Genomic DNA, 306 nt, shown 5'->3' on the forward strand with positions numbered 1-306 from the left:
CAGCGATGCCATCTCCGCCAGCGCCGGGCAGGCCTTCTTCAAATTCGCGTCGGCCGAGACGTCGTAATGCGTGGTCGCCGCGCCTATGGTGACCGTCTTGCCGGACACCTTGACGCCCTGAAGCTCCTTCAGCCGCGACACGTCGACGAGGTCCGACGGCGCCGCCAGCCGCGTCTTCATGGCGGGGATCAAAGTCATGCCGCCGGAGAGCAGCTTGGCATCGCCGTTCTTCAACAGCCTGGCGGCATCAGCGACCGAGGCGGCACGATGATAATTGACCGAATACATGATCGCTCCTCCTCAGTG

At 63.7% G+C, this 306-nt stretch carries 1 protein-coding gene; it reads right to left on the bottom strand.

The window, feature by feature from the left end; translation table 11 throughout:
- Nucleotides 1-288 (bottom strand): FAD binding domain-containing protein (locus tag EN874_RS33005; RefSeq protein ID WP_189396759.1); only part of this gene is annotated, 288 nt, incomplete at its 3' end.
- Nucleotides 289-306: the final 18 nt, after the last annotated feature.

The sequence above is a fragment of the Mesorhizobium sp. M1D.F.Ca.ET.231.01.1.1 genome, assembly GCF_003999155.2.
GTDB lineage: Bacteria > Pseudomonadota > Alphaproteobacteria > Rhizobiales > Rhizobiaceae > Mesorhizobium.